General features: G+C 69.0%; 28 protein-coding genes. 18 read left to right on the forward strand and 10 right to left on the reverse strand.

Annotation, left to right across the window (positions count from 1 at the left end):
- Positions 1 to 171 precede the first annotated feature (171 nt).
- A complete protein-coding gene (locus tag ACFWIW_RS30415; protein WP_378371638.1) occupies positions 172 to 1,107 on the forward strand; it encodes a DMT family transporter in 936 nt (311 codons plus the stop codon).
- Here ACFWIW_RS30415 and ACFWIW_RS30420 read toward each other — a convergent pair.
- Positions 1,032 to 1,538: a GNAT family N-acetyltransferase gene (locus ACFWIW_RS30420; protein WP_378371688.1), complete on the reverse strand. Its 507-nt coding sequence runs from the start codon at positions 1,536 to 1,538 to the stop codon at positions 1,032 to 1,034. The genes ACFWIW_RS30415 and ACFWIW_RS30420 overlap by 76 nt on opposite strands.
- A 134-nt stretch (positions 1,539 to 1,672) precedes the next feature.
- Here ACFWIW_RS30420 and ACFWIW_RS30425 point away from each other — a divergent pair, with 134 nt between their 5' ends.
- Positions 1,673 to 1,873, forward strand: coding sequence for a hypothetical protein (locus ACFWIW_RS30425; protein ID WP_378371639.1), 201 nt, complete (start codon positions 1,673 to 1,675; stop codon positions 1,871 to 1,873).
- A 77-nt stretch (positions 1,874 to 1,950) separates the two neighbouring features.
- Here the strand turns inward: ACFWIW_RS30425 and ACFWIW_RS30430 are convergent, their stop codons facing one another.
- A complete protein-coding gene (locus tag ACFWIW_RS30430; protein ID WP_240597239.1) occupies positions 1,951 to 2,310 on the reverse strand; it encodes a VOC family protein in 360 nt (119 codons plus the stop codon).
- Between the two features lie 89 nt (positions 2,311 to 2,399).
- Here ACFWIW_RS30430 and ACFWIW_RS30435 point away from each other — a divergent pair, with 89 nt between their 5' ends.
- From ACFWIW_RS30435 to fgd, 5 genes are all read left to right on the forward strand, one after another.
- A complete protein-coding gene (locus ACFWIW_RS30435) occupies positions 2,400 to 3,593 on the forward strand; it encodes a zinc-dependent alcohol dehydrogenase (RefSeq protein ID WP_378371640.1) in 1,194 nt (397 codons plus the stop codon).
- Between the two features lie 60 nt (positions 3,594 to 3,653).
- A complete protein-coding gene (locus ACFWIW_RS30440; protein ID WP_240597237.1) occupies positions 3,654 to 4,070 on the forward strand; it encodes a CBS domain-containing protein in 417 nt (138 codons plus the stop codon).
- 17 nt (positions 4,071 to 4,087) lie between these two features.
- Complete coding sequence (locus tag ACFWIW_RS30445; RefSeq protein WP_378371641.1) at positions 4,088 to 4,615, forward strand: hypothetical protein; 528 nt, start codon at positions 4,088 to 4,090, stop codon at positions 4,613 to 4,615.
- Between the two features lie 43 nt (positions 4,616 to 4,658).
- Positions 4,659 to 5,135 carry a DIP1984 family protein gene (locus tag ACFWIW_RS30450; protein ID WP_378371642.1) on the forward strand — a complete coding sequence of 159 codons (477 nt, stop codon included), beginning with the start codon at positions 4,659 to 4,661 and terminating at the stop codon, positions 5,133 to 5,135.
- Positions 5,136 to 5,469: 334 nt separating this feature from the next.
- On the forward strand, positions 5,470 to 6,474 hold the full coding sequence (gene fgd / locus ACFWIW_RS30455) for a glucose-6-phosphate dehydrogenase (coenzyme-F420) (RefSeq protein ID WP_378371643.1): 1,005 nt from the start codon (positions 5,470 to 5,472) through the stop codon (positions 6,472 to 6,474).
- A gap of 57 nt (positions 6,475 to 6,531) precedes the next feature.
- Here fgd and ACFWIW_RS30460 read toward each other — a convergent pair whose 3' ends face one another.
- The gene (locus ACFWIW_RS30460) at positions 6,532 to 6,945 is read right to left on the reverse strand and encodes an SsgA family sporulation/cell division regulator (RefSeq protein WP_378371644.1); all 414 of its coding nucleotides are present in this window, start codon (positions 6,943 to 6,945) and stop codon (positions 6,532 to 6,534) included.
- A 537-nt stretch (positions 6,946 to 7,482) separates the two neighbouring features.
- Between ACFWIW_RS30460 and ACFWIW_RS30465 the strand changes: the two genes are divergently transcribed.
- The 5 genes from ACFWIW_RS30465 to kstD all read left to right on the forward strand — a co-directional run bounded on the left by ACFWIW_RS30465 (position 7,483) and on the right by kstD (position 12,465).
- The gene (locus ACFWIW_RS30465) at positions 7,483 to 8,406 is read left to right on the forward strand and encodes a hypothetical protein (protein WP_378371689.1); all 924 of its coding nucleotides are present in this window, start codon (positions 7,483 to 7,485) and stop codon (positions 8,404 to 8,406) included.
- A gap of 60 nt (positions 8,407 to 8,466) precedes the next feature.
- Positions 8,467 to 8,982, forward strand: coding sequence for a helix-turn-helix domain-containing protein (locus tag ACFWIW_RS30470; RefSeq protein WP_240597233.1), 516 nt, complete (start codon positions 8,467 to 8,469; stop codon positions 8,980 to 8,982).
- A 48-nt stretch (positions 8,983 to 9,030) separates the two neighbouring features.
- Positions 9,031 to 9,549, forward strand: a complete 519-nt coding sequence (locus ACFWIW_RS30475) for an SRPBCC family protein (protein WP_378371645.1) — start codon at positions 9,031 to 9,033, stop codon at positions 9,547 to 9,549.
- On the forward strand, positions 9,549 to 10,586 hold the full coding sequence (locus ACFWIW_RS30480; RefSeq protein WP_378371646.1) for an LLM class flavin-dependent oxidoreductase: 1,038 nt from the start codon (positions 9,549 to 9,551) through the stop codon (positions 10,584 to 10,586). Before ACFWIW_RS30475 ends, ACFWIW_RS30480 begins: the two co-directional genes overlap by 1 nt.
- Positions 10,587 to 10,716: 130 nt before the next feature.
- Positions 10,717 to 12,465, forward strand: a complete 1,749-nt coding sequence (kstD, locus tag ACFWIW_RS30485) for a 3-oxosteroid 1-dehydrogenase (RefSeq protein ID WP_378371647.1) — start codon at positions 10,717 to 10,719, stop codon at positions 12,463 to 12,465.
- Between the two features lie 4 nt (positions 12,466 to 12,469).
- On the opposite strand, the gene ACFWIW_RS30490 is transcribed toward kstD, so the two are convergent.
- Both ACFWIW_RS30490 and ACFWIW_RS30495 read right to left on the reverse strand, forming a co-directional pair.
- Positions 12,470 to 13,765 (reverse strand): pentapeptide repeat-containing protein, encoded by a 1,296-nt coding sequence (locus ACFWIW_RS30490; RefSeq protein ID WP_378371648.1) that lies wholly within the window; start codon positions 13,763 to 13,765, stop codon positions 12,470 to 12,472.
- Between the two features lie 88 nt (positions 13,766 to 13,853).
- Complete coding sequence (locus ACFWIW_RS30495) at positions 13,854 to 14,345, reverse strand: anthrone oxygenase family protein (protein WP_378371649.1); 492 nt, start codon at positions 14,343 to 14,345, stop codon at positions 13,854 to 13,856.
- A gap of 254 nt (positions 14,346 to 14,599) precedes the next feature.
- On the opposite strand from ACFWIW_RS30495, the gene ACFWIW_RS30500 reads away from it, so the two are divergent.
- Positions 14,600 to 15,139: a TetR/AcrR family transcriptional regulator gene (locus tag ACFWIW_RS30500; RefSeq protein ID WP_378371650.1), complete on the forward strand. Its 540-nt coding sequence runs from the start codon at positions 14,600 to 14,602 to the stop codon at positions 15,137 to 15,139.
- 295 nt (positions 15,140 to 15,434) lie between these two features.
- Here ACFWIW_RS30500 and ACFWIW_RS30505 read toward each other — a convergent pair whose 3' ends face one another.
- Complete coding sequence (locus ACFWIW_RS30505) at positions 15,435 to 16,997, reverse strand: amidase (RefSeq protein ID WP_378371690.1); 1,563 nt, start codon at positions 16,995 to 16,997, stop codon at positions 15,435 to 15,437.
- A 339-nt stretch (positions 16,998 to 17,336) separates the two neighbouring features.
- On the reverse strand, positions 17,337 to 18,029 hold the full coding sequence (locus ACFWIW_RS30510) for an IclR family transcriptional regulator (RefSeq protein ID WP_378371651.1): 693 nt from the start codon (positions 18,027 to 18,029) through the stop codon (positions 17,337 to 17,339).
- A 229-nt stretch (positions 18,030 to 18,258) separates the two neighbouring features.
- Between ACFWIW_RS30510 and ACFWIW_RS30515 the strand changes: the two genes are divergently transcribed.
- Positions 18,259 to 19,656, forward strand: coding sequence for a serine/threonine-protein kinase (locus ACFWIW_RS30515; protein ID WP_378371652.1), 1,398 nt, complete (start codon positions 18,259 to 18,261; stop codon positions 19,654 to 19,656).
- Here ACFWIW_RS30515 and ACFWIW_RS30520 read toward each other — a convergent pair.
- Both ACFWIW_RS30520 and ACFWIW_RS30525 read right to left on the reverse strand, forming a co-directional pair.
- Positions 19,631 to 20,488: an LLM class F420-dependent oxidoreductase gene (locus ACFWIW_RS30520; RefSeq protein ID WP_378371653.1), complete on the reverse strand. Its 858-nt coding sequence runs from the start codon at positions 20,486 to 20,488 to the stop codon at positions 19,631 to 19,633. The genes ACFWIW_RS30515 and ACFWIW_RS30520 overlap by 26 nt on opposite strands.
- 26 nt (positions 20,489 to 20,514) lie before the next feature.
- Complete coding sequence (locus tag ACFWIW_RS30525; RefSeq protein ID WP_378371654.1) at positions 20,515 to 21,705, reverse strand: cytochrome P450; 1,191 nt, start codon at positions 21,703 to 21,705, stop codon at positions 20,515 to 20,517.
- A 107-nt stretch (positions 21,706 to 21,812) separates the two neighbouring features.
- Between ACFWIW_RS30525 and ACFWIW_RS30530 the strand changes: the two genes are divergently transcribed.
- On the forward strand, positions 21,813 to 22,889 hold the full coding sequence (locus tag ACFWIW_RS30530) for a TetR/AcrR family transcriptional regulator (protein WP_378371691.1): 1,077 nt from the start codon (positions 21,813 to 21,815) through the stop codon (positions 22,887 to 22,889).
- Here ACFWIW_RS30530 and ACFWIW_RS30535 read toward each other — a convergent pair.
- Positions 22,886 to 23,410 carry a GNAT family N-acetyltransferase gene (locus ACFWIW_RS30535; RefSeq protein ID WP_072027711.1) on the reverse strand — a complete coding sequence of 175 codons (525 nt, stop codon included), beginning with the start codon at positions 23,408 to 23,410 and terminating at the stop codon, positions 22,886 to 22,888. The genes ACFWIW_RS30530 and ACFWIW_RS30535 overlap by 4 nt on opposite strands.
- Positions 23,411 to 23,488: 78 nt before the next feature.
- Here ACFWIW_RS30535 and ACFWIW_RS30540 point away from each other — a divergent pair, with 78 nt between their 5' ends.
- The 3 genes from ACFWIW_RS30540 to ACFWIW_RS30550 all read left to right on the forward strand — a co-directional run bounded on the left by ACFWIW_RS30540 (position 23,489) and on the right by ACFWIW_RS30550 (position 25,418).
- The gene (locus ACFWIW_RS30540; RefSeq protein ID WP_378371655.1) at positions 23,489 to 23,857 is read left to right on the forward strand and encodes a winged helix-turn-helix transcriptional regulator; all 369 of its coding nucleotides are present in this window, start codon (positions 23,489 to 23,491) and stop codon (positions 23,855 to 23,857) included.
- Between the two features lie 166 nt (positions 23,858 to 24,023).
- Complete coding sequence (locus ACFWIW_RS30545; protein ID WP_378371656.1) at positions 24,024 to 24,620, forward strand: TetR/AcrR family transcriptional regulator; 597 nt, start codon at positions 24,024 to 24,026, stop codon at positions 24,618 to 24,620.
- Positions 24,621 to 24,656: 36 nt separating this feature from the next.
- Positions 24,657 to 25,418, forward strand: coding sequence for a glucose 1-dehydrogenase (locus ACFWIW_RS30550; protein WP_378371657.1), 762 nt, complete (start codon positions 24,657 to 24,659; stop codon positions 25,416 to 25,418).
- The last annotated feature ends 1 nt before the right edge of the window (position 25,419 follow it).

The raw sequence follows: 25,419 nt of genomic DNA on the forward strand, positions 1-25,419 counted from the left end.
TTGGCCCCTCCTCCGCGCCCCGGGGGGGGCGCCCCCCCCCCCCCCCCCCACGACCGGGACCTTTCGGAACATGTAGGACCGCTTAACGTCGGTGTAGATCTTTTCACTTGTCCTGACGAGTCGCCCGAGGCAGCTTGGAGAGGTATCGAGCGGCCCGGCGAAAGGAACCAAGTGAGCATCGGCGCGCCGGGAACCCTGGCCCGGATGGGCGTTCTCGCGTGGGCGTGGGGATCGGGGTTCCTGTGGATCAAGCTCGCGCTGACCGGGCTGCCGCCCGTTCAGGTGACCGTCATCCGCTGCGCCCTCGGCGCGGCCGTCCTTCTCGTGCTGAGCCGATGGGCCGGGCAACGCCTCCCACGCGGCCGCCGGATCTGGGGCAGGCTCCTCGTCGCCGCGTTCTTCTGCAACGCCTTGCCGTTCGCGTTGTTCAGTATCGGTGAACTGACCGTGGATTCCGGCGTCGCGGGGGTGATGAACGCGACGACGCCGCTGTGGTCGTTGCTGATCGGGATCGGGATCGGCACCGAACGACGGCTCACGGTGGTCCGCGTTGGCGGGCTCGTCCTCGGTTTCGCCGGCATCCTGCTGATCTTCGCGCCCTGGCAGAAGAGCGGCCTGCTGGGCTGGGGGACGCTGGCCCTGCTCGGCGCCGGAATCAGTTACGCGATCGCTTTCGCTTACATGGGAAGGAAACTCGTCGGCGAAGGCGGTCCGGTCGCGATCTCCGCCGCCCAGCTGCTGACCGCCACCGGGCTCAGCGCGCTCGCGCTGCCCTTCGACGCCGCACCGGCCGGGCCGCTGAACGTGACCGCGGTGCTCGCCGTCGTGGTCCTCGGGATCTTCGGCACCGGCGTCACCTTCTACCTCAACTACCGCCTCATCGCCGACGAAGGCGCGACCTCCGCGGCGACGGTCGGGTACCTGCTGCCGGTCGTCTCGGTCGCGCTGGGCGCGATCGTGCTCGGCGAGGACCTCGGCCCGCGGGTGCTCGCCGGGATGGCGGTGGTGCTGCTCGGAGTCGCGCTGACGCGCTACGTGAGGTCTTCGGCGAGCAAGTCCATCAGCAACCCGTCGTGCCAGCCCTCGCCGTCGGTGTCGCGTTCGTAGCCGCGCATCACACCGACCTCGCGGAAGCCGACGGCCTTGTAGCAGCGGATGGCGGCGTCGTTGTCCACGGCGGGATCGATCACCAGCCGATGGTGCCCGCGATCGTGCAGGAGATGCCGCGCCATCGTGCGGACGGTGTCCGTGCCCAGCCCCCGGCCGTGCGCGGCCGGGTCGAGGAAGAGGTCGACCGACGCGTGCCGGTACATCGGGTCCTCCTCCTCGCCGTACTGGACGAAGCCTCGGACGACGTTCCCTTCCAGTACCGTGAAACAGGCGGTCGTGGGGTCGTCGAACGGCCAGGTGGGGGAGTCGTCGACCGAACCCCAGCGCGCCCCGACCTCGGCCGTGCCGCGGATCCGCCGCAGGTCCGGGACGTGGGCCTCGGTGACCGGGGTCAGTGTCACGATCTCCCCGCGCAACTCGGTGGTCAGTTCCCCGCTCCGTCCGCTCGTCCGAATGGCTTCAGTCTAGGGAGAAACCGGCGGAGGCGCCGCCGGACCGCAAGAACACGGGGGCTTTCCCGGCCGGAATCCGGTATCAACGAAAGGGACGACGGAGGTGGGTCATGGGGAACCCGATCGAGGAATTGCGTCCGGTGCGGGAACTGGTCGACGGTGGGGCGACGACCGTGCGGGCGGCGGTGTTGCGCAAGGCGACCGAAGCGGTGGTCGCGAACGCCCGCGACGCGACGGACTGCCGGATGCTGCTGGAGATGCTGGGGCTGCATTCCGAAAAGGCGGTGCGGTCCGAGGACGAGGCCGCCTGAGGCCATTCGGGCTCGTGAGTGGCGAGGACGGTTAGAACCGTCCTTGCCACTCACGAGCCCCAAACGGCTCAGGAGGTTCAACGCCGCGGCAGCACGCAGAACTCGTTCTCTTCCGGGTCGGCCATGACGACCCAGTCGTCCGACTCGGGGTCTTCGACGATCCTGGCGCCGAGTGACACCAGCCGGGCGACCTCTTCGCGCTGCTCGAGTTCGGTGGGCGCGAGGTCGAGGTGCAGCCGGTTCTTGCCCGACTTCCCCTCGGGCACCGGCTGGAAGAGCAGGCTCGGCACGCCGGGGCTCTTCAGCTCGACATAGGTCACGCCATGACCGTCGGTCCACCGCTCGGTCTCGGGGTAGCCGAGTGCTTCCTTCCAGAACGCGGCCAGTGCTTCGGCCTCACGGCAGTCGACGGCGACGGCGAGCATCCGGGTGCGCATGGATCCACGGTGGCACGGAACGGCGAGGTTTGCCGGATACGCGGACGGGCATCCGGCGGGGAGCAGAGCCACTCGCCGAAGGGAGCACCATGAAGGCCGTCACCTGGCACGGCAAACGCGATGTCCGGGTCGACACCGTCCCGGATCCGAAACTGGTCGAACCGACCGACGCCGTCGTGCGGATCACCTCGACCGGTATCTGCGGGTCCGACCTGCACCTTTACGAGGTCCTCGGCGCCTTCATCGACGAGGGCGACATCCTCGGGCACGAGCCCATGGGCGTCGTCGAAGAGGTCGGTTCCGGCGTGACGAACCTGAAACCCGGCGATCGCGTCGTCGTCCCCTTCAACATCTCCTGCGGCCACTGCTTCATGTGCGACCGCGGCCTGCAGTCGCAATGCGAGACCACCCAGGTCACCGAACGAGGCAAGGGCGCGGCGCTGCTCGGCTACACCAAGCTCTACGGGCAGGTCCCGGGCGGCCAGGCCGAATACCTGCGCGTCCCGCAGGCCCACTACGGCCCGATCAAGGTGCCGGACGGCCCGCCGGACGAGCGGTTCGTGTACCTCTCCGACGTCGTGCCCACGGCTTGGCAGGCCGTCGACTACGCGGACATCCCGGAAGGCGGCACGGTCGTGGTCTTCGGGCTGGGTCCGATCGGGCAGTTCTGCTGCCGGATCGCGAAACACCGCGGCGCCGGCAAGGTGATCGGCATCGACCTGGTGCCGGAACGCCTCGCGAAGGCGGCCGCGGCCGGAGCCATCACCTTCGACACGCGTGAACACAAGTACCTCGGCGACCTCATCCGCGAGACCACCGGCGGCCGGGGAGCGGACTCGGTGATCGACGCCGTCGGGATGGAGGCACACGGTGCCCCGATCGGGCGAATGGCGCAGAACCTGGTCGCCCTGCTGCCCGACCCGATCGGCGCGAAGATCACCGAGAAGGCCGCGATCGACCGGCTCAGCGTGCTGTACGCGGCCATCGACTGCGTCCGTCGCGGCGGCACGATCTCGCTGAGCGGCGTCTACGGCGGCATGGTCGACCCGCTGCCGATGATGGACCTGTTCGACAAGCAGCTCACCCTGCGGATGGGGCAGGCCAACGTACGGCGCTGGATCGACGACATCATGCCGCTGATCACCGACTCCGCCGATCCGCTCGGCGTCGAGGGATTCGCGACGCACAAGATGCCGCTGAAGGACGCGCCCCACGCCTACGAGATCTTCCAGAAGAAGCAGGACGGTGCCGTCAAGATCCTTCTGGAGCCGTCGGCGGCCTGAGGTGTCGGCCCGCCGAAGCCGGGTATCCGGTGGATGGACCCTGACGGAAGGAGCGATGGGATGACCACGGCACGAGACATCATGACCGCGGGCGCGACCTGTGTGTCCGCCTCCGAAACCGTGCTCGACGCGGCGAAGAAGATGGCCGCCGAGTCCGTGGGCGCGGTACCGATCTGCGGCGAGGACGGCAAGCTCAAGGGCATGCTGACCGATCGCGACATCGTGGTGAAGGTGCTGGCCGAAGGCAAGGACCCGAGGGCGCTGCACGCTTCGGAGCTGGCTCAGGGCGAGGCGGTGACGATCGGCGCGGACGACGACGCCGAGGAGATCATGCGCACCATGGCGAACCACAAGGTCCGGCGCCTGCCGGTGATCGACGGGCACAAGCTCGTCGGCATCGTGGCGCAGGCCGACGTGGCCAGGGCCCTGCCCAACCCGGACAGCGGTGAACTGGTGGAAGCCCTGTCCTACGACTGACCCGGCATACTCGCTCGGTGGCGTTCTTCGACATCGAGGGTTACGAACCCGTGTGGCTCTCCGGGCTCCAGGCGATCCGGAGGGCGCACGGGGATCGCTTGCGTTCCCTGGTGGGCAGGCGGTTGCGGGCTGTCCACCTGACCTGGTTCACCGAGTACGCCGAGTGGCTCTCGGACGCGCCTGTCGTGGCCGACTTCGGCGAAGAGCGGCTGGAGATCACGCACTGGAAGTTCGACGAGCTTTCCCTGACCTGGAACACGATCGATCCGTACGGGAAGTCCTCATGGGACTGGGGTGATCCGGCCGAGCCCAGCCCGCTCCGGTGGCGGCAGGACGTCTTCCCGGAACTGTCCGCTTTGGAGGGTCAGGTGCTCCAAGACGTCGAGCTGCTCGAGTGCGCGACACGGGACATGGCGAACGGCATGGTCGCGCTCGGCTTCGTCTTCCCGCACGGCCGGTTCACCGTCTTCAACGCGCTCGACGAGAACGGCATCGAGTACACCGAGCCCGATTCGTCCTACCGCAGACATTCACCGGCGGGCTGAAAACCGGGTGCGGCCGCCGTGGATCTTGGCGATACTTCCCGGCATGTCCCGGATCAAGCTGGCCGAAGCGCTCGCTCTGCGCGCCGACGCGACCAAGAAGGTGGAGGCACTGCGCTCCCGTATCGTCGACAACGCGCGGCACCAGGAGGGCGAGGAACCGTCGGAAGACGCCTCCGCCCTGCTCGTCGAAGCCGAAACCGCGCTGGACGAACTGGAATCGCTGATCCGGCGGATCAACCGGACCAACGCCGCGACCCGGCTCGGGGAAGGCACGATCACCGACGCGATCGCGCGCCGGGACGTCCTCCGGCTCAGGCACGGTGTCCTGACCGCGGCCGCCGACGCCGCCGCGGGGCGCAATCAGGGCGGTTACGGCCGCCAGCTCCGTTCGGAACTGCGCTACCTCTCCGCGCTGCCGGTCGCGGAACTGCGGTCCCGCGCGGACCGCGTCGCCGGGGAGATCCGGGCGGTCGACGTCGAGATCCAGCGCACCAACTGGGAGACCGACCTCCTGGACTGAACGTGGAAAGCAGGTAGCCCTCCGGGAAGCGGGCACAAGCCGAGGACCGGCGGTATTCCGGTCCGCCTCCTGGTACGTGGCGGGCAGCGTGGGGTTCGACTCCCCGATCACAACTCCGCCCAGCACGGCACACAGGTGACGGCGCAAACGGCACAGTTCATCACCACGTGCCGGTCCCGGAGGGCGAGGGCGGGTACGGGGCCTTTCCACGCGCATTCCCGTGCGCGCAGTGGTGTTCCCGACATCTTCACCCCGCCGAGGCATGGGCGCGGCTGATCGACTCTGTGCCAAGGTGAAGAGCGGAACAACCCAAGAGTCCAGGTGGTGACCCCGGATGGCACTGAAGATCGGTTACAAGGCGTCGGCCGAGCAGTTCGGCCCGCGCGACCTCGTCGAGTACTCCGTGCTCGCCGAGCAGGTGGGGCTGGACAGCGTGATGGTCAGCGACCATTTCCAGCCCTGGCGGCATCAGGGCGGGCACGCGCCGTTCTCCTTCGCGTGGATGGCGGCGGTCGGCGAGCGCACCGAGCGGGTGGTCCTCGGCACCAGCGTGCTGACCGCGACCTTCCGCTACAACCCGGCCGTGGTCGCGCAGGCGTTCGGCACGCTCGGCAGCCTGTACCCGGGCCGCGTCCTGCTCGGCGTCGGCAGCGGTGAGGCGCTCAACGAGGTCGCGGTCGCCCGGATCGAGTGGCCCGCGTTCAAGGAGCGGTTCGCGCGGCTGCGCGAGGCGATCGACCTGATGCGCAAACTGTGGTCCGAGGAGCGCGTCACGTTCGAAGGCGAGTACTTCCAGACCACCGACGCCACCGTGTACGACCGGCCCGAGGGCGGGGTGCCGATCTACATCGCGGCTGGCGGCCCGGTGATGGCGAAGTACGTCGGCAAACAAGGTGACGGTTTCATCTGCACCAGCGGCAAGGGGATGGAGCTCTACACCGAGAAGCTGCTGCCCGCGGTCGCGGAAGGCGCGGAGCAGGCAGGCCGCAGCGCCGGCGACATCGACAAGATGATCGAGATCAAGCTGTCCTACGACCCGGATCCGGCGCAGGCGCTGGAGAACACCCGGTTCTGGGCGCCGCTCTCGCTGACGCCGGAGCAGAAGGCGGGTATCGAGGACCCGGCCGAAATGGAGAAGGCCGCGGACGCGCTGCCGATCGAGCAGGTCGCCCGCCGCTGGATCGTGACCTCCGACCCGGCCGACGCCGTCGAGCAGATCAAGCCGTACGTCGAGGCGGGCTTCAACCACCTCGTCTTCCACGGTCCCGGCCACGACCAGGAGCGGTTCCTGCGGTCGTTCTCCGAGCAGGTCGTTCCGGGGCTGCGCGAACTCGCCTGACCCGGTGTGGCGGGCGGCACCGCGCGAGCGGTGCCGCCACCGGGTCGAGACCGGTGGTCAGGACTCGGTGACGAGCTTGCCGATCTCCTGGTCGAAGTCGAACCATTCCGGCTCGGACCCGGCGGGGACGAGGTCGTAGGTGCGGTCGAGGAATTCGGCCAGCTCCTGCGCCGGGGCTTCGAGAACCGCGCAGCCGTCGGGCGCGCTGAGCGCGAAAATCACGATCGAGGTGTCGTCGGCCGGGCTGATGATCACATCGCCCTCACCCGATGGGGTGAGGAGCCCGTCCGCGAGCAGGTCACGGCCGAACATCCAGCGGACCGTCCCGCCGCCCGAGTGGTAAGCCACCACGACGGCGTACGGGTCTTCGGGGTCGTATTCGAGATCGGCTTGGACGGGGAGCGGGTCGGCACCGAAAGTGCGCAGGCCGAAGACGATCGTCCCCCGGATGAGGTCGCTTTCCTTGTCCAACGCTTCAGCCCCTTACGTTCGGTTGCTGTTGATCTTCAGCTATTGATAACGCAATGTGAAGCCTTTTCGTGACCCGAGTTGACAAGGTTCACACGTTCGGCTGAGAGCTGCGTCTCACGTGCTCACGGACGGTTCCCGCCGGGCACGTGCGGTGAGCGGCCGGGAAATGCGATCAGCCGTGCAAAAGAAAGAGACTCCGCACGTGCATATTCCGGTGAATGAGAATAGCCAGCCGTTCGGCGGAGTGAATCGGTTTTCCCCGTGGTTAACATCATTATGCGTCGTTCACGTATTCCAGGAGATCGGCGTGGCTCCGTCCTGGACCCCGGCGAGCATGGTCGTTGCGGATAGGGAAAGGAGCGGTAATGGGCGTACGCATCACCGTCGCCATTCCCAGGCAGGCCGCCGGGCAGCGGAACACGGTCCACCCGTCGCGCGGCCGGGTGGTCCCGAGATCGGCACCGGCCTCGCCGGATGTGGTGACCGCGCCGGCGGTGCCCCGTGTTCAGGGGCGTCGCCGTGCTTGAGCGGCTCCCCATGCGGGTCGGGCAGGCCGACATCGACCGGCTCGAGGGTGTCATCGCCGCGCTCCGGGCACGCGACTACCGGGAAGGCGGCGGGTCCTGCCGGGAACTGCTCCAGGTGCTGGAGCCCTACGGCGCCGCGCTGCGGCGGGGGATGATGTCCGAGCAGCTGGCGCGACGGCTGGCGGGCGTGGTCGCCGATCTGCACAACCTCAGGGGCTGGACGGAATTCGATTCCGGCCGCCCCGTGCGGGCCGAGCGGCACTTCCGTTGCGCGCTCGAACTCGCGGCGGAGGCGGGCGACGACGATCTCCTCTCCAACGTCCGTTACCGGCTCGGCCGGATGTACCTGCATCACCGCTCGCCGGCGGAGGCGCTCGAGCAGTTCGCTCAGGGGCAGCTCGCGGCGCGCCGGGCGGGGCGGCCGCTGTCGCAGGCGATCCTGTCGGCGAACGAGGCGTGGGCGTACGCGCTGCTCGGTGACGTCCGCCAGGCGCTGGACAAGCTTTCCCTTGCCCCGGAACAATTCGCGAGCTCGGCCGGCGACGCCGTCCCCTCGTGGTCCGCCTTCTTCACGGCCAACGACCTGGCCGCGATGATCGGCACGGTGCGCACCGAACTCGCCAGGCTCGTCGACGTCCGTCATTGCCGGGAGGCGATTCCCGCGCTCACCCAGGCCATCGACGGCTACGGCCCGGACATGCTGCGCAGCCGGTCGCTGACGATGATCTGGCTCGCCGTCGACCATGCGCTGGAAGGCGATCTGGACCGGGCCGCGGAGGTCGGTCTCGCCGCGATGGAGATCGCGGACGGGATCCGTTCCGCGCGAACGCGAGATCGTTTGAAACCCCTGTCGGAAAGCGTGCGGAAGCGGGTCGGCGATATTAATGCGCGAGATATTCTTGACCGGATCGCAACGTTTCGGGCCAGTGCCTGAGTGCCGGAGAATAGGTGGAGGAATGACCGGATCAATTTCGCCGGGCGTAGGCTCGCGGGTATGAAACGGACTTCGTTCGCGCAGTGGCCGTGTTCGATCGCGCGCACCATGGACCTGCTCGGCGACTGGTGGACGCCGCTGGTCCTGCGCGAGGCCTTCTACGGGATCCGCAGGTTCGACGAGTTCCAGCAGGAGCTCGGTATCGCGCGGAACACCCTCGCCGACCGGCTGCGCCGCCTGGTCGGGGAGGGGTTGCTGGAAAAGCGCGCCTACCAGGCCGACCCGGTCCGTTACGACTACGTCCTGACCGAGAAGGGCGCGGATTTCTACGGCGTGCTCGCCGCGATGTCGCGCTGGGGCGACCGCTGGCTCTCCGGGGAGGCCGGGCCGCCCGTCACCCTGCATCACGAGACCTGCGGGCAGGACACGCACGCGGAGGTCGTCTGCGCGCGGTGCGCAGGGCCGTTGACCGGGGAGAACACCCGTGCGCGGCTCGGTCCCGGCTACCCGCCGAAGCTCGCGGACCGGCCGGACGTGGTGCGCCGCTTCGCCGCGCAGGAGGGTTTGACAAGGTAAGTCCACCTACGCAACTATCGAGGTCACGAGCATGGGAGGCGGGCCACGATGGAGTGGACGGGCGCCAAGTACGCCGACAAGCCGACGGTCGAGGTCGAGGCGTGGGTCGACGCCGTCCCGGACCGGGTCTGGTCGATCGTCTCCGACGTGCGGCTGATGCCCGAGATGAGCCAGGAGCTCCAGGCCGCGGAATGGTGTGACGGCGCGGAAGGCGCGGCCGCGGTCGGCAGGCGGTTCGTCGGCCGCAGCAAACACGACGCCCTCGGCGAATGGGAGACCACGTCGCACGTCGTCGAATGCGACGAGCCGCGTGTGTTCGCCTGGGCCGTGCACGACGCCGAGACACCCACGGCGCTGTGGCGCTTCACGCTGGAACCCGAGAACGGCGGGACGAAACTCCGGCAATGGATGCAGCTGGGGCCGGGAAGGTCGGGTCTGTCGCTGGCCATCGACCGGATGCCGGACAAGGAGGAGAAGATCGTCTTCGTCCGGCTGCGTGAATTCGAGAAAGCGATGACCGGCACCCTCGCCGCGATCAAGGAGCGGGCGGAGGCGGGCGGCGCGTGATGCGGACGGCGACCACGGTCGAGGCTTCCCGTGGCCCGCGGGAGACGCTGGATTTCGTGCTGGAGGCGGAAAAACTCGGTCTCGACGAATGCTGGGTCGCCGAGGCGTGGGGTTCGGACGCGCCGTCCGTACTCGGTTATCTCGCGGCGCGGACGGAGCGGATCCGGCTCGGCTCGGGGATCATCCAGCTCGGCACCCGGACCCCGGTGGCGATCGCCCAGGCCGCGCTGACGCTCTCGGAACTTTCCGAGGGCCGGTTCGCCCTCGGGCTCGGCGCTTCGGGGCCACAGGTGATCGAGGGGCTCCACGGTGTTCCGTTCGCCCGGCCGCTGACGCGGATGCGGGAAACGGTCGCGATCATCCGCCAGGCGTTCGCCGGGGAGAAGATCGCGTTCTCCGGCAAGGAGTTCGAGATCCCGCTGCCGGGGGAGAGCAGGCCGATGCGGCTGTCGACGGCGCCGAATCCGGACATCCCGATCCATCTGGCCACGCTTTCGCCGAAGCTGCTGGAGCTGACCGGTGAGATCGCGGACGGCTGGCTGGGCACCAGTTTCGTGCCGGAAGGGGCGCGGGCCTGCTTCTCGCATCTCGACGCCGGCCTCGCGAAGGCGGGCCGATCGCGCGCCGACCTCGAAGTCTGCCAGGGCGCCGAGGTCGCCTTCGCCGGGGATGAGGACGAGTTGCGCGGGATGGTCGCGAGCCGCAAGGCCGAACTCGCGTTCAGTCTCGGCGGGATGGGCTCGGCGAAGACGAACTTCTACAACAACGCCTACAGCAGGCAAGGCTGGGCCGACGCCGCCGCGGCGGTGCGGGAGCGCTGGCAGGCGGGCGACCGGGAGGGCGCGGCCGCGCTGGTGACCGACGAGATGGTGCTCGCCACGACGCTGATCGGCACCGAACCGATGGTGGCGCGACGGCTGCGTGTCTGGCAGGACGCCGGCGTCGACACGGTCCGGCTGTATCCGGCGGGCGAGACGGTCGCCGACCGGCTCACGACCCTGGGGCGCGCGCTGGACCTGGTCCGGGCACTGGGCTGAATGCCAGCGCCGGTTGAGGTGACCGGCCGAACGCGGCGGTCGACGCCTGCTCCAAGCGGGTAGAACTTGTTTCACTTTTGCCCTCGGCTGGAGAACATGACCTCGCTCGATCCCCACGCGAGGAGGATTCATGGATCCCGATTCCGGTCTGTCCCGGCGCCAGGTCCTGCTCGGCACCGGGCTCGCGCTCGCTTCGGGACTGCCGTTCGCCGGGACGGCTTCGGCGGGCTCCGCGGTGGTCGGCGAGTACGACGTCGTCGTGGTCGGGGCGGGCGCGGCGGGGATGACCGCCGCGCTGACGGCGGCCAAGCGGGGGCTCAGCTGCGTGGTGCTGGAGAAGGCCGCGAAATTCGGTGGTTCGGCCGCCCGGTCGGGGGCGGGGATCTGGATTCCGTGCAATTCGGTGCTGGCACAGGCCGGCGTCCGTGACACCCCGGAACAGGCCGCACGGTACTTGGCCGCCGTGGTCGGCCCGTCGATCCCAGCCTCGCGGCAAGAAGCGTTCCTCGCCAACGGCCCGGCGATGCTGTCCTTCGTGATGGCCAACAGCCCGCTGCGGTTCCGGTGGATGGAGGGCTACAGCGACTACTACCCGGAACTGCCCGGCGGGATGCCGGACGGCCGCTCGATCGAACCCGACCAGCTGGACGGGAACATCCTCGGCGCCGAACTGGCCAACCTGAACCCGCCCTATCTCGCCACGCCCGCGGGCATGGTCGTGTTCAGCGCGGACTACAAATGGCTCGCGCTGGCCGCGGTCAACCCGAAGGGCGCCGCGGTGGCGGCCGCCTGCCTCGCCCGCGGCACGGCCGCCGCGCTCGCCGGGCAGAAACCGCTCACCATGGGCCAGTCGCTGGCCGCGGGACTGCGGGCCGGGCTGCAGCGCGCCGGTGTCCCGGTCTGGCTGAACACGCCGTTGACCGATCTCGTCGTCGAGAACGGGAAGGTCACCGGGGTGACCGTCGCGGCGGGCGTGGTGAAGGCGCGGCGCGGTGTCATCGTCGGCTCCGGCGGTTTCGAGCACAACGCCGCCATGCGGGCCGAATACCAGCGCCAGCCGATCGGTACACAATGGACGGTCGGCGCCCGGTCGAACACCGGCGACGGGATCCTGGCGGGAAAGCGCGCCGGGGCGGCGCTGGACCTGATGGACGACGCCTGGTGGGGCCCGGCGATCCCGCTGCCCGGCGAACCGTACTTCTGCCTCGCCGAGCGGACCCTGCCCGGCGGGCTGATGGTGGACGCGGCGGGCAAGCGGTTCGTCAACGAAGCGGCGCCGTACAGCGACGTCGTGCACACGATGTACGACCGGAACCCGACGTCGCCAGCCATTCCCGCGTGGCTGGTCGTCGATCAGCACTACCGCAACCGGTATCTCTTCCGCGACGTCGCGCCGCTGCTGCCGTTTCCCGACGAGTGGTACTCGGCGGGCGCGGTCAAGAAGGCGTGGACCGTGGAATCGCTCGGCACCGCGATCGGTGTCCCGCCGCAGGCGTTGCGTGCCACCGTCAACCGGTTCAACGGGCAGGCACTGTCCGGTGTGGACGGTGATTTCCATCGCGGCGCCAGCGCTTACGACCACTACTACACCGACCCGTACGTCCTGCCGAACTCGTGCCTGGCCCCGCTGTGGGAGCCGCCCTTCCACGCGTTCAAGATCGTGCCGGGCGACCTCGGTACCAAGGGCGGGATGCGCACCGACGCGCGGGCGCGGGTCCTGCGGGCGGACGGTTCGGTCATTCCCGGCCTGTACGCGGCCGGGAACGCGAGTGCGGCGGTGATGGGCAACAGTTACGCGGGTGCGGGGTCGACGATCGGCCCGGCGATGACCTTCGGGTACGTCGCGGCGAACGACCTCGCCGATCAGGCTTCGCGCTGACGGATCACTCGTCTTCGATCGGCTTGTGTGGTTGAAGTTGTGCAGGGAGAAAGGGAACGCCGTCCAAGGTGGAGTCGGTGAACCTGATGTCACCGCTGAAGGTGGCGCCGTCGAAAGTGGTGTAGCTGCTGAACGTCACCTGGTTGAACCAGGCGTCACCCGCGAACGCGGCTTCAGTGAAGTAGGACCGGTACGCGAACGTCACACCGGGAAGGTAGGCGTCTTCGAAGAACGTGGCGTCATCGAAGGTCGCGCGGTCGATGAAGGTGGCTTTACTGAAAACGGCGATCCCGGTGAACGTCGTGTTCGTGAACCGTGCTTCGCGCAAGAACGAGGCAGCGCGAAAGGTGGCGGTTCCTTTGAAGGTGGCCGCGTCGAATCTGGCCATTGCCTCGAAGGTCGCCTGATCGAACCGGACGTTGCCGGTGAACCGTGCCTCCGAGAACCATGAGTCGCCGGTGAACGTGACGCCGTCGAACCTGGTCTCCCCGTCGAAGTGGATGCCTATCAGTAAAGTGTCACCGCAGAACCGGGCGTTCGAGAAGCGGGCATTGTTGAGCCTGCAGTCTCGGAACATGGCGTCGATCAGCAGCGCGCCGCTGAGATCCAGATCGATGTCCGGCCAGAACTTTTGTCCGTCCTGGTAATTCGGGTCGAGATGGTCGGCGAGGATGCGCTGGGCCGTCGTTCGTACCTCGCGTTCCTGAATGTCTCTTCGGTATTCGTCGTGGACTTCTTTCTCCGCGTCGGTATCGGGAGGCTTGTCGGGTAGTTCGTAAGGCATGCGCAGATATGCGCTGATTACGTTGACGATCATCTGACGCTGCGGAGGATTGTCCTGTGCCAGGCGGTCGAGCGCGTACAGCCCAGCGAGCCGGACGGGCGCTTTGTCCGACCCCAGTTGCTCGACGGCCTTGAGGTACAGGTCGCTGATCCGCCGCTCTGCGGCATCGTGGCGAGCGTCGTCATTGGCGCGCTCTCGTAGTTGGAGGTCATGACGTTTGGTGAGGAGGTCTTGTTCCGCGGTCTGCTGGCGTCGAGCGGCCAGGAGCAATGCGATGGCGCCGCCCGCTCCGAGCACGATCGTGCCGACGGTGCGCACACCTTCCAGCCGGGCTTTGTCAGCGTCGGTTCCTTTTCCGTAGAGGACGAACAGCACCCAGCAGGCTGAGACAGCGAAGGCGAGCAGAAGCCCGGCACACAGGGCGATGGTGCGATTCGACAAGGTCCGGTGTTTCCCGTTGGAGAGCGAAGCAGACCGGGTTCGCGGCTTCTCCGGAGGGTGCGAATCATCGACCATCGAACCATGATCGCAGCGCGGGACAGGTTTTGAATCTGGCGAATACGTGACAGTGCTGTGCGGACGGGCTTTGGGGATCTTCGGTGGGTTATCGCGTCGGCGCGAAGGCGCGATTCGGGAGCTTGAGCCGTGAGACGGCGATGACGAGCGCGAAAGCGGTGAGGGCGGCGACGGTCCGGATGACGTTGTAGGTCTCCCAGCGATCGAGGATCGCCGCGTGGTCGGCGGGTGCCGTGGTGACCGCCCAGACCTTGATCCGGCCGTTGATCGGGACGTTGCCGAAGCGGGTGACCAGGAACGACGTCACGACCAGGGCCGCGGCCACGCCGGCCAGCCGCCGCGGCAGGCCTCGGCTCAGCAGGGCGAGCGCGACGGAGCTGACCGCCGCGAGCGCCATCGCGGTCTGCATGACGACGCCGTTCCGCTGCATCAGCGCCGTGTGGAAGGTCAACCGCACGTCGAGCGGGACGACGTCGAACGTGGCGGCGACGTTGACCGCGCCGTAGCCGAACGCCCCGGCGAGCAGTCCAGTCGACAGGAGGGCGACACCGGTGACGAGAGCCGGCCTTATCTTTGACATGCTGTCAAACATAGCTGGCGCGGGTAACTCTGACAACGTGTCTGAGTTGTTGCTGTTGGGTCAGTCCGTGAAGGCCTCCTTGAGGGATCCAGAGTCCCTCAAGGAGGCCTTCACGGACTGGGCGCTCAAGATCAGCTGAGTCGCTCGCCCCGCCGGTCACCAGGATCGGTCGCCACCGCGTTCCCCGCACCCGGCCGTGACCGCACCCGTTAAGGTGAGGCGTTCGCGTGGCATCAAGGGCTGGGGGGTCCGCCATGATCATCAAACGTGCCTATCACCACGGGGATCTTCGTCGTGCGCTCGTCCTCGCCGCACGGGAGCTCCTCGTCGAACGAGGTCCGGAGGGGGTGAGTTTGCGCGCCGCCGTCGCGAAGGTGGGTGCGTCCACCGCGGCGCCATATCGGCATTTCCGCGACAAGGACGCGCTGCTGGTCGCGGTCGCGCTGGAAGGGCATGCCGGGTTGCAGGAATGTCTGCGGGGTTGCGGCGACGGGACGGTGACCGCGCTCGGGCATTCTTACCTGGGCTTCGCCCTGGAGAACCCCGCGCTGTATCGCTTGATGGCGGGCGCCGGGATCGGTGACCGTGCCGCGTATCCGGAACTGGCGGAGGCGCACCGGGTGACCTGTGCGGTGCTGGCCGATCGGGTGGGGGAGCGGAACGATCCGGGCGGCTTCGCGGTCACGCTCTGGTGCCTGCTCCATGGTCTCGCCACGCTCGTGATCGACGGTCACGTCGAGCGCGATTCCGCCGTCGCCGAGGCCGAGCGCAGCCTCGGGCTTCTGGTCCATTAGCCGAGGGCGCGCCCTGTGTGGATTTCGGTGCCTTGGATGACCAGAGATCCACGCAGTCCCTCGTGACAGGTCCGCTCAGGACGGGGTGTGTGGAGATAGGGACATTGAGCGTCCCTTTCTCCACACACCGCTCACCCGTCGTGACACTCACGCGTCCCTGATCACGTCGAGTGGCCGCTGGGCGACGTGACCGCGAGCCCGCGCTCAGCCGTGACAGGTCCGCTCAGGACGGGGTGTGTGGAGATAGGGACATTGAGCGTCCCTATCTCCACACACCCCTCATGCGAACCCGCGGTCAGCCGATCGACGGGATGAAGGTCGGCAGCCGCCGGACCTTCGTGTCCTGCTCGAACGCGTAGGCGATGGCCAGCAGCGACGGTTCGCTGAACCGCCCGCCCATGATCGACAGTCCCAGCGGCAACGGCCCGGCGTACGCCATCGGGACGGTCATGTTGGCATAGCCCGAAACGGCCGCCGGGCCGGACGAGTCGATCAGCAGCGCGCCGTCGCCGACGCCGAGTTGTGTCTTCCACGCGGCGTTGTTCGTCGGCGCGACGATCGCGTCCAGTTTCGCGCCGCGCAGCGTCTCGTCGAGGCCTCGCCGGGCGGCGCTCGTCGCGGCTTCCCGCATCGCGCGATACGCCGGATCGTTCAGATCACCGGTGGTGGCCTGTGAGCGGTCCCAGAGATTGTGGGTCCAGTACGGCATTTCGACGGCCGCGTTGTCGAGGTTGTACTGGATCAGCCCCGCCAGGTCGGCGGGATGTTCGCCGCCGGTGGAGGCGAGGTAGGCGTTGATGTCGTGCTTGAACTCGGTCCTGATCGCGGGGAACTCGTTGGCCGCGATCACGTCCAGGTAGGGGATGGTGATCTCGACCGTGGTCGCGCCGAGCTTCCGCAGCCTGGTCAACGCCTGCTCGAACGCCGCCTTCGTCGTGTCGTCCGGGGTGTAGACCTCGCGCCAGACACCGATCCGCTTCCCGCGTAAAGCGTTGGGACGCAAGAACTTCGTGTAGTCGTCGAGGGACTGCCTCGCGGCGTCGACGGTGATCGGGTCCCGGCGGTCGGCGCCGTTGAGGGCCGCGAGCAGGATCGCGGCGTCGACCACGTTGCGCGCCATCGGGCCCGCGGTGTCCTGCTGTTTCGACACCGGCACGATCCCGCTGCGGCTGACGAGCCCGAGGCTCGGCTTGACGCCCACGATGCCGTTGGCGCCGGACGGGCAGCTGATCGAACCGTCCGTTTCGGTCCCGACGGCGACGGTCGCCAGATGCGCCGCGACGGCGACCCCCGGGCCGGACGACGAGCCGCACGGGTTCCGGTCGAGGACATAGGGGTTCGCGGTCTGGCCGGCGAGCGGGCTCCAGCCGTTCGACGAACTGGTGGAGCGGTAGCTCGACCACTCCGAAAGGTTGGCCTTGCCGAGGATGACCGCCCCGGCCTCGCGCAGGTTCTCGACCACGCCGGCGTCACGGTAGGGGCGCGACTCCAGCAGCGCGGTCGAGCCCGCGGTGGTCGGCTGCCGGTCCGCGGTGTCGATGTTGTCCTTGAGCAGCACCGGGATGCCGTCCATGGGGCCCTTCGAGCGGTGCCGGTGCCGCCGCAGGTCACTTTCCGCGGCGAGCCGCAGCGCGTCGGGGTTCGTGGTGAGCACCGCGTGCAGCGTCGGGTTCAGCTTGCGGATCCGGTGCAGGTAGAAGGCGGTCAGCTCGACCGAGGACAGCCGCCCGGAGCGCATCGCCCGCTGCAGATCGGGGATCGTCGCCCGCTCCAGGTCGATCCCGGCCACGACGGGACGGCCGGACCGGTCCGCGGCCCACGCCGGGACGGCCGTGGTGACGGACGCCACGGACACCATGGCGAGGAACGCCGCCACGGCAGCGCCACGTCTTTTCAAGAAATGTCTTGTCAAGGAATTCCCTCCTTGGTCGAAAGAATTCCTGAACAGTACGTGTGTCACCCCGTTTCGGAAGTGCCGGAAAAGCTGGCGGGACGGTGATTTAATCGCCGCGCGTACGCCTCGGCCGGTAGGCGGTCGGTCACGCAAACAGCCGGTGGCCCAACGGTTCTGCACGGGGTGGCACCGGTCGTGGACGCACGGTGAGGCGATTTCCGGGATTTCGTCGGAAATATTCCGCCCGTATTCGGCCGGTCGCCCGGTTTCCGCGTTGGTCGGGGATTGTTCGGGGTTCGCCGATCATCCGGCCCGGTGCTGCCGTGAGCATTCGGCGAGCGCGTCACCGAAGGAACGGGCGGTGCTCGTCAGCGCGGTGACCGCGGAAACTGGGTCGCGGCGGGCGGGCAGGACGGCGGCGAGTGCCGCGCCGACCCGGCCGTCCGGGGTCCGGACGGCGACGGCGGCGCAGCCGAGCCCTTCGGTGATCGTCTCCGACTCGGCCGCGAACCCGGCCGCGCGGATCTCCAGCGCGTCGGTGTCCGGTTCGGCGAGCGCCGGGTGATGGGCGGCGAGGAGCCGTCCGGCCGCGGTCCCGGGCGGCAGCGGGCTGCCCGGCCACACGGGGACGTCGTCGGCGGGCAGGACGGCCCCGGCCGCGACGAGCGCACGGCCTTCCCTCGGCACCACGAGCACCAGGCTCGCGCGCATCCGCGCCGAAAGCGCCGGCAGCCATTCCTTGGCCAGGTCCCGTAGTTCGGGCTGCCAGTACCGCCCGAGCCGGAACACCCGCGAACCGATCCGGTAGCCGCGGCCCGCCCGTTCGACCGCGCCCAGGTCGGCCAGCTGGTCAAGCAGCCGGTGCGCGGTGGTCTTCGGGAGCCCGCTGGTCCGCACGAGCTGGGTCAGCCCGGCCTGCCCGCCGTGCTCGTTGAGTGCTTCGAGCAACGCGAACGCGCCTTCGAGCACACCGCGTCCGCCAATGGTCTCCCGCATCGCCGCCCTTTCCCGAAAACAGGACACACCGGAGAAGTAAAGTGCGCCCGCGGCCTGCCGGGATACGAACTTCCGGGCAGCCGATCGGGCAGGGTTCCGCTGAACGGCCCATCCGCCGACGTGACCGACACCGCGCCGCGAACCACCCTGCCGGGTCCGGCGTCCCGGCGTGTTCCTGGCATGCTGGCAAGGTTCGCGCGAACACCACAGCTCCAGGGGGACGTCGACAATGGAGGAGATCCGCCGCCTCGCCGACCGGTTCGATCTCATCGAGCCCGTCGGCGGTGGCTCCATGGGCACCGTGTGGCGGGCGCGCGACGAGAATCTGGAGCGCACGGTCGCGGTCAAGGAACTCCTGCTGCCGCACGGCGCCGGGGAGCAGAAGGCCGACGAGGCCAAGAACCGCGCGCTGCGCGAGGCCAGGATCGCCGCTCGGCTGGTGCATCCGCACGCCATCACCGTCTTCGGGGTGATCGACGAGCAGGACCGCCCGTGGATCATCATGGAGTACCTGCCCTCGACCAGCCTCGCGGAGAAGCTGCGCGAGGGGCCGATGGAGGTCGACGACGTCATCCGTCTCGGCATCCAGCTCTGTTCGGCGCTGGCGGCCGCGCACCGGGCGGGCATCGTCCACCGCGACATCAAGCCCGGCAACGTCCTCCTCGGCGACGACGACACCGTCAAGATCACCGACTTCGGGATCTCGCGCGCGATGGGCGATGTCCAGCTCACCGCGACCGGCGAGATCTCCGGGACCCCGGCATTCCTGGCACCCGAGGTGGCCCGTGGTGAGGACGCCACGTCCGCTTCCGACGTCTTCTCGCTCGGCGCGACGCTGTACACCGCGCTCGAAGGCGGCACGCCGTACGGCACGGCGGAGAACCCGATCGCGTTGCTGTACCGCGCGTCGAGCGGCGAGATCACGCCGCCGACCAGGTCCGGGATCCTGACACCGCTGCTGAACCGGCTGCTCGACGTCCGGCCGGACAGCAGGCCGACGATGTCCGAGACCGAGCGGGAGCTGCGGGCGCTGGCGGCGGGGGAGCCGACGACGCTCGTCGCCGAGGAGCCGCCGCCGAAGGCGCGCAAGGGGATGCTGATCGGCGTGCTCGCGGTGTTCCTCGTGCTCGCGGCGGCCGCCGCCGCGGCCGTGGTCGTGGTGCTCAACCGCGATGACGACGCCTCGACGGGGCAGGCCCCGCCGCCGGCTTCCCAGTCGCAGTCCGCGGCCCCGACCACGTCGGAGCCGGTCGCGCCGCCGCCGTCGCCATCCTCAGCGCCGCCCTCGACACCCTCTTCGTCGTCCTCGGCCGCGCCGCCTCCGGCGCAGACGCCGGGGCAGGCGCTCGCGGCGTACTACACGCTCATCCCGGGAAATCTCCAGGCCGGGTTCGCGACGCTGAGCGACAACTTCAAGCAGACCAGGAACCAGAGCTTCGAGCGGTATTCGAACTACTGGAGGCAGTTCAGCGCGGTGACCGTGTCGAACGTGACCGAATCCGGCAACACGGTGACGGCGACCCTCACCTACGTGCGGGCCTCCGGTGGGACCACGACCGGCAGGGAGACCTTCGTCCTGGTCCAGAAGGACGGCCGGTACCTCATCGACTCCCAGCGGGCAGGTTGAGTTTCCCGGCGAGGCGCTGAAGCCAGGCCTCGACCTCGTCGGGGGAGCGGTCCGGGAGACCGAAGATCGTCTCGGTGACCCCAGCCGCTTCCAGCTCGGCCAGCTTTTCCGGATCCGGGCGGACACCGAGCGCCGAGATCTCCGGCTCCCCGGCACGGCCCTCTTCATGCCAGATCTCGCGCAGCCGCCGCGCTTTGTCCTCGATGTCCGTGTCGCCGGGGGTGGTGAGCCACCCGTCGGCCGATTTCGCGATCCAGCGGAAGGTCTTCTCCGTCGCGCCCGCGCCCACGATCACCGGGATATGCGCTTGGGCCGGTTTCGGCCACGCCCAGCTGGCGCCGAACGAGACGAACTCGCCCGCGTACGAGGCTTCGTCCTGCGTCCAGAGCGCGCGCATCGCTTCGAGGTACTCGCGCAGCACCGTACGGCGTTTGCCGCCGGGGACGCCGTGATCGGCCAGCTCGTCGACGTTCCAGCCGAAGCCGACGCCGAGCGTGACCCGCCCGGCCGAGAGATGGTCGAGGCTGGCGATCGTCTTCGCCAGCGTGATCGGATCGCTCTCGACCGGGAGGGCCACCGCCGTCGCGAGCCGGATCCGCGTGGTCACCGAGGCCGCCGTGGCCAGCGCGACCCACGGGTCCAGCGTGCGCAGGTAGCGGTCGTCGGGGAGCGACGCATCGCCGGTGCGCGGATGCGGAGCCTCCCGTTTGACCGGGATATGCGTGTGTTCTGGCACGTGGAAGGCGTCGAAGCCGGCAGCTTCGGCCGCCCGCGCGGCCGCCGCCGGACTGATGCCCCGGTCACTGGTGAACAGCACAATCCCGTGTCTCACAGCCGCCCACGGTATTAGAACGTGTTTCAGTTTGCAACCGTGGCGTGCAGCGTGACCGGCAGGGCGTTCAGCCGCCAGGTGCCCGGATCCGGGATCCGCAGGAGGCCGTCGGCGAGGGCGAGATCGGGGAACCTGCGCAGCAGGGCGGTGAGCGCGACCTCGACCTGAACCCTGGCCAGAGAAGCGCCGAGGCAGAAGTGTGGCCCGTGGGCGAAGGCGAGATGCCACGCCGGCCCCGCCGCCCGCCGGATGTCGAAGACGTCCGGGTCTCCGAATGCCCTCGGGTCCCGGTTCGCCGCGGCGATCGCGACGGTAACAGGTTCTCCTTCAGGGATGAGGACGTCGCCGATGCGGACGTCCGTGGTCGCGAACCGGGGGATCGTCAGCAGCTGCGGACTCTGCCAGCGCATCACCTCCTCGACAGCGCCGGGCATGAGCGCCGGGTCTTCGCGAAGCTCGGCCAGCTGTTCGGGGTGGGACAGCAGGGTTTCGACGGCGTTGGCGATGAGGTTCCCCGGTACCTGGCCGCCGAGCACGAGCTGCCAGACGAGGGCGACCAGTTCGGTTTCGCTCAGCCTGTCGCCGTCTTCGGCCTGGATCTGAAGCAGTTGCGACACGACGTCGTCGGCAGGCTCCAGCTTCCGGTCCGTGATGGCGGCGAGCGCGCCCTCGACGATCCCGGGGACCGCCTTCGCGAGCCCCGCGCCGTCGCCGGCCGAGACCAAGGCGCCGTATTCGCGCCATCGCGGACGGTCGGCCTCGGGGATGCCGACCAGCGCGCAGATCACGTCCACCGGCAGCGGACGCGCGAACGCGGTGACCAGGTCGATCCGGTCCTCTCCGGCAAGCTCGTCGAGGAGATCGTTCACGAGCCGCTCGATCCCCTCGCGGAGCGCGGCCGCCTTGCGAGGGGTGAACGCGGGGGCGACGAGCCGCCGGAGCCGGAGGTGCTCCGGGCCCTCGACCTCCTGCATCGTCCGCATGTACGGGCGGCAGTGATCGGGGATGTCCATCCGCTGGTAGCTGTTCGCGCTCAGGGCGAACCGCGGGTCGCTCAGCATCTTCCGTGCCTCTTCGTGGCGCAGGACCGCCCATATCGAGAACCCCGGCGCGGCGAGTTTGGCGATCGGGGAGCGTTCGCGGACGGGGCCGTAGGCGGTGAACGGGTCGCGCAGGACGTCGGGGTCGGTCAGGAGGATCTCGGGAACGTCGGACAAGGTGGCTCTCCCAGTTCGGATGTTCAAATCAGATGTTCTCATCATCTGAATGGTCAAGGTATCTTGATCCGGGTCCGAGAGCAATCGTGTTGGCTGACGGGAGGCCGATGGTCCGGCTGAGCAGGGCGGAGACGCAGGAGCGCAATCGCGCGAAGGTGCTGGCCGCCGCGCGTGACGAGTTCGCGGAGCAGGGCTTCCGGGACGCCAAGATCGACGTCATCGCCGAACGGGCGGAGCTCACCCGCGGGGCCGTCTACTCGAACTTCCCGGGGAAACGCGCGCTGTACTTCGCCGTCCTCGCCGAGCTGGCCGAACGGTCCGCCGGAGCGCCGCACGCCGCGCCCGGTGAGACGCTCCAGGGCGCGCTGGGCGCGCTGGCCAGGGCGCGGGTGGCGGCGTTTCCCCTGGACGAGGACCAGGCGGGGCTCGCCCGCGACCTGATGCCCGAGGTGCTCGCGGACGAGCACGTCCGGCGCCCGTTCGCCCAGCTGGCGAAGCTCAACGGGCTGCTGCTCGGGCTCGCGCTGGAGCGGCTGGACCCGCCGGAACGGCCGTCGGGATCGCCGATCCCGCGTCGGGTCCGGCTCGCGGAGACCGTGCTGACCACCCTGCACGGTGCCGGCCAGCTGGCGGCCACCGCGCCGGGGCTCGTCGAGCCCTTCGACGTCGTGAGCGCGTGCGAACGGCTGGCGGGGCTGGCCTTCAACGACTGGTGGGCGCCGCCGGTGATCGCGCCGACGGCGCAGGCTGCCGACCGGCCGTGGTCACCGCCCGGGGCCGTAGACCTCGTGCGCGCCGAACCCTTCGTGCCCGGCGACGGCGTGGTCGTCGTACTGGGCACTCACCGGCTGGCCGCGGCGGAAGAGGCCGTCCGGGCCTCGGGTGGCGACGTCGCCGTCGTCGCCGTGACGAGCGATCCCGACGAGCTGGTGCCACTGACCCGGCTGATCGTCGCGGAAGTGTGCGGCGGGCTGCGGCAGGCGTTCCCGGAATCGTCGTGGCCCCGGGTGCGCGTGGTGTGCGACGCGACCGGGACACTGGCGGCCGCGGCGGGGGTGCTCGCGGTCAGCGACGAGACCGAGGCCGCGATCCGCGTCGACCGGGGCCGGATCGTCGCCACCGCGGACGGGCGCGGCGCGGGACACGCGGTCTCGGGCGAGGTGTCCCGTGTGGACAGTGCCTAAACCGTGTCCGTGTGTCGGATCCGGTACACCTGCAGGCGAAGCCCGTAGTACTTGTCGGTTTCCCCGACCCAGACCATGCCGAGCCGTTTCGCGGTCGCGATGGCGCGCGTGTTGTTCGGCCGGGCGACGGCGAACAGTTCGTCCGTGTCCTGGGTGAACGCCCAGCCGATCAGCGCGCGGGCGGCCTCGGAGGCGTAACCCTCGCCCCAGGCGTCCGGGTGCAGCTGCCAGCTGATCTCCAGGTCCTCTTCGTACGGTGGCAGCAGATGGATGCCGAGCCCGCCGACGACCATGCCGTCTTCCTTGCGCTGCACCGCCCATCTTCCGCGCGGCGGCACGAGATTCGGCTGCGCCTGCTGCCAGGCCTGCAGAACCGAACGCATGGCCGCCGCGTCGGTCACCCGGTCCATGGCCGGGGTGAGCCAACGGGTCACGTCGGTGGTGCCGTAGATCGCCAGCGCGGCTTCGGCGTCGTCCTCGGACCAATCACGGACGACGAGCCTTTCGGTGGTCAAGTCCATAACAGAACGTTACGCGCACGGATGGGGCCATGGGGTGTCCGGATCATGACAACTCGGCAACCCGCGTACCTTGGCTTCATGCGCGCCGACGTCACGACGACCCCCGAACAGGCCTGCCCGATCGCCCCGGTGGTCGACCTCGTCTTCAGCCGCTGGACCACGCCGATCCTGTGGGCGCTCAACGAGTTCGGCAGGCAGCGGTTCGTCGAACTCGAGCGGCGCATCGGCTCGATCACGCCGAAGGTGCTGACGCAGCGGCTGCGGCAACTGGAACGCGACGGCCTGATCACCCGGACCTATCACGCCGAGGTGCCGCCCCGGGTCGAGTACGAGATCAGCGACCTCGGCCGGAGCCTGGCGCCGCTCTTCGCGACCCTCGCGGACTGGTCGACGGAGAACCTGCCGAAGGTGGAAGAGGCACGGTCGGCTTACGACGCGGGTAGTTGAGCGGCTTCCTTGCAGATCCGCGAGGGCCGGGCGAGGGCGGCGGTGGCGTGGTGGGTCAAGTCTCGTGAGTGGTGAGGACGGTTAGAACCGTCCTCACCACTCACGAGCCCAGTAGCGAACCGCCGCTTATTTGACCGATCGGTCCAGATATGGCTAAGCTTCCGCCGTGTCCAGGGTGAAGGAATTCGACGTCGACGCGGCCTGCGAGGCCGCGCTGGAACTGTTCTGGCGGCAGGGGTACGAAGCCACCTCCGTCAGTGACCTGGTCGCGGAGCTCGGCATCGGTAAGGCGAGCCTGTACGCGACCTTCGGCACCAAGCACGAGCTGTACCTGACGGCCTTGAATCGCTACATCGCCCGTGGCAATGAACGGTTCGTCGAGGACTTCGCCGGACCGGGGCCGGTGCTCGACGGAGTGCGACGGCTCATCGACCGGTATCTCGCCGAAATCCTGGGTGAATCGGGACGCAAAGGCTGTTTCGTTGTCAACGCCGCCATGGAGATGATGCCGAAGGATCCCGAGGTGGTGCGGGTGATCGAGCGCAGCTGGGACGCGCTCGAGCTCGCGGTGCGGATGGCGTTGAGCCGCGCGAAGGCGCAGGGCGAACTCGACGCTTCCGCCGATCCCGAGGAGCTGGCCGGATTCCTGCTCACCGTCCTGCAGGGTATGCGGGTGCTGAGCAAGGGGCCGGACCCCGCGGCGCGGGCCAAGGCGACGGCGAGGCAGGCCATCGCGGTTCTCGAAGCCGCTCGCAAACACTGATAATGGAACGATCGGACCAGAAAGTTGAGTGAAACTGTGGGGAAGCGATTCAGCGGCAAGGTCGTCCTGGTCACCGGCGGAGGGTCCGGGATCGGGCGCGCCACGGCGGCGGCCTTCGCACGCGAAGGTGCTCAGGTCATCGTTTCGGGGCGGGACGGTGAGAAGCTGCGTCAGACTGTGAAGGAGATCGAGGCCGACGGCGGAATTGCCGACGCGGTGACCGCGGACGTGAGTGTCGGCGCGGAAGTCGAGAGTCTCGTCGCCGAGACCGTGCGGAGGCACGGCAAACTCGACATCGCGTTCAACAACGCCGGCATCCTCGGCAGCCCCGCGCCGACGGCGGATCTCGACGAAGACGGCTTCGACGCCGTCGTCCGGACCAACCTCACCGGCACCTGGCTCTCCATGAAGCACGAGATCGCCCAGATGAGGAAGACCGGTGGGGGCGCCATCGTCAACATGTCGTCCAACATCGGCTCGCACACCCGTCTGCCGGGGATGGCCGCCTACGCCGCCTCGAAGGCCGCTGTGGACGTCCTGACCAGGACCGCCGCCCGCGACCACATCGCCGAGGGCATCCGGATCAACGCGGTCAGCCCCGGCGCCACCGACACCGGCATGTCGTTCCGGCCCGGCGAGACCGAGGCCGACCGGGCCGCCCGGCTCGGCGCGGTCATCCCGCTCGGCCGGGTCGGCGCGGTCGACGAGATCGCCGCGGCGGTCCTGTGGCTGGCGTCGGACGAGTCCGCGTTCGTCGTGGGGCACGACATCGTCCTCGACGGCGGCGCCAGCGCGTGAC

This window comes from Amycolatopsis sp. NPDC058340 (assembly GCF_042723975.1).
In the GTDB taxonomy this organism is placed as follows: Bacteria; Actinomycetota; Actinomycetes; order Mycobacteriales; family Pseudonocardiaceae; genus Amycolatopsis.